This is a genomic window from Massilia sp. UBA6681 (assembly GCF_002454935.1).
In the GTDB taxonomy this organism is placed as follows: Bacteria; Pseudomonadota; Gammaproteobacteria; order Burkholderiales; family Burkholderiaceae_D; genus Telluria; species Telluria varians.
Genome location: NZ_DKJX01000014.1, coordinates 41469 through 43466, shown reverse-complemented (window position 1 = coordinate 43466; position 1998 = coordinate 41469). Strand labels below are relative to the sequence as shown.

The window sequence follows — 1998 nt, the reverse complement described above, 5'->3', positions numbered from 1 at the left end:
GCGCCGGCGGCGGTGGCGGCGGGGTCCAGTCCTGGCGCGCGAACACGCCATTCTCGCCCCCGTTGAAGCGATCGTCGCTGTCGCCGATCAGCACCTCGCGCGGGACCAGGCGCAGGATGGCCACGTTCTTGTCCTTGTCAGGCGCGGCACGGGTTTGCGTGGCCGCTGCGGCCGCCGGCGCCTGCGCCTGCGCCCGCTCGACCGGCTCGGCCACCACGTCCTCGGGTGTGTTGTCGCCGAAGACCGCCAGGCAAGCGGCCGCCACCAGGGCCACGGCCATCGCGACATGGCGCGGCTTCATCGCGGCACTCCCGGGGTGGCGGACAGGTAGAGCGTCAGGCGCAGGCGCGCCTCCACGGTCTCGCTGCCGATCGCGTCGCGCCGGAACGCCACGTCGTCGAGCGAGGCGTGCGGCAGCGCGCGCAGCGCGTCGAAGGCGAACTGCCAGATCGCGCCGTAGCGGCCCGTCACCGGCAGGGTAATCTGGTAGGTGAGGAAGCGCCCTGCCCGGTCCTGGCTGCTGCGGTACTCGCCCTGGCGCAGGGCCAGGCCGTTCTTCTCGGCCAGCCCGAACAGGGTCTTGAGCTGGCGCTCGACCTTGCCGCGCTCACCCAGCGAGGCATAGAAATGCGCCAGGTTCTGGTCCGCGCTCGGCGCGGGCGGCGCGATGGCGCCGGGCGCCGGCGGCGGCAAGGCGGCCTGGCGCCGCGCCTCGGCATATTGCTGGTCGAGGTCGACCTGGGCCCGCAGCACCAGGAAGAAAGCCACCACGAGCGCCAGCGCCAGCGCGACGGCGCCGGCCACCACCGGATTCATGCGGCGCAGGGCCAGCACCAGGCGCAGCCACAAGGAGGACAGGCTCATGTCCTTCATTGGCCGCCCCCGCTCGTGCCCCATTGAGCGCTGACCTGGAAGCGCAGCGGCCGGTTCGGCTCCTGCTCGGCGATCTCGTGGCGCACCAGGGCGCTGGAGGCGAACCAGCCCTGCTCTTCCATCCTGGCCACGTAGGCCAGCATGTCGTCGCTGTTCTTCGCCTCGGCCGTGATGCGCAGGGTGCGGCGCTTGGCATCCGGCTCCAGCGCCAGCAGGGCGACGTTGCCCGGCGTGGCCGCGCGCACCGCCTCGACCAGGTCGCGCCACGGCAGGTTGAGCTGCATGACGGCGTCGTTGACGGCCTGGGCCTGCGCATCGGACACCGTGAACGTCGGCTGCGCGGCCACCGGTAGCGGGCGCACGGCCTGCGAACGCGCCGCGATGGCAGCCTGCAATGCTTCCAGCCCTTCGCGCTCTTCCTGGTACTGGCGCAGCTGCGATACCAGCACGAAGCACAGTATGGCGGTGGGGAGCAGGAAAGCGGCGAAACGCGGCGGTATGCGGAACAGGGCGCGCCGCAGGCTGCGCGGTGCGAAATCGATATGGGTGCGCTTCATGATGCGATCCCGGTGCGCGCCAGGCGCACGTGCAGCGGCCAGTCGGCGCTGTCGTCTTCCAGCAGGGTGCAGGCGAACTTCAGGCGGCCGGCCGAGCTGGCCCAGCTGCCTGGCGCCGCCCCGCACAGCTGCAGGCGTTCGGGCCGCCCCACCCCGACCCGCAGCGCTTCGCGCGCGACGTGGGCTTCCAACCAGTCGCGGTCGGCGCCCTGCGGGATCACGGCGGTCCGCACCGCCGCCAGGGAACTGCCTTCGTAAGCGGCGATGGACAGCACGCCGCCATGCACCAGGCCGAACCAGGCGCCAGGGCGGCGCTGGCGGCGCCAGGCGTTCATGGCGGCCACGAACTGCGGCGCCACCTCGACCAGGTGGAAGCGGTGCTCGCGCGCAAGCAGCTCCAGCAGCGCCAGCAGCGCCTCGGGGGCGGCAGCGGCCAGGAAGGGACGGGCCGCATCCCAGTCGGCGCTGATGCGCCACTCGAGCGGCGGCGCGCCGAACAGGTGCTGGTGGCGCAGGGCGCAAGCGGCCTGCAGGTCGGACAGGCGCGTCGCGCCCGGCGGCGGCGGCA

The 1998-nt window shown here is 73.0% G+C and carries 3 protein-coding genes and 1 pseudogene; all 4 read right to left on the bottom strand.

The window, feature by feature from the left end; all coding sequences use genetic code 11:
- Nucleotides 1–301: pseudogene (locus B2R83_RS02040) on the bottom strand (hypothetical protein); the annotation flags it as partial.
- Nucleotides 298–873 carry a hypothetical protein gene (locus B2R83_RS02035; RefSeq protein ID WP_292038034.1) on the bottom strand — a complete coding sequence of 192 codons (576 nt, stop codon included), beginning with the start codon at nt 871–873 and terminating at the stop codon, nt 298–300. The pseudogene B2R83_RS02040 and the gene B2R83_RS02035, both read right to left, overlap by 4 nt.
- Complete coding sequence (locus B2R83_RS02030; protein ID WP_292038033.1) at nt 870–1430, bottom strand: PilN domain-containing protein; 561 nt, start codon at nt 1428–1430, stop codon at nt 870–872. Before B2R83_RS02030 ends, B2R83_RS02035 begins: the two co-directional genes overlap by 4 nt.
- Nucleotides 1427–1998: hypothetical protein (locus tag B2R83_RS02025; protein ID WP_292038031.1), on the bottom strand; the 572-nt coding region annotated here is incomplete at its 5' end. The genes B2R83_RS02025 and B2R83_RS02030, both read right to left, overlap by 4 nt.

Coding starts and splice junctions, on each gene's coding strand:
- B2R83_RS02035 (WP_292038034.1), bottom strand. CDS start 873: ATGAAGGACATGAGCCTGTCCTCCTTGTGGCTGCGCCTGGTGCTGGCC.
- B2R83_RS02030 (WP_292038033.1), bottom strand. CDS start 1,430: ATGAAGCGCACCCATATCGATTTCGCACCGCGCAGCCTGCGGCGCGCC.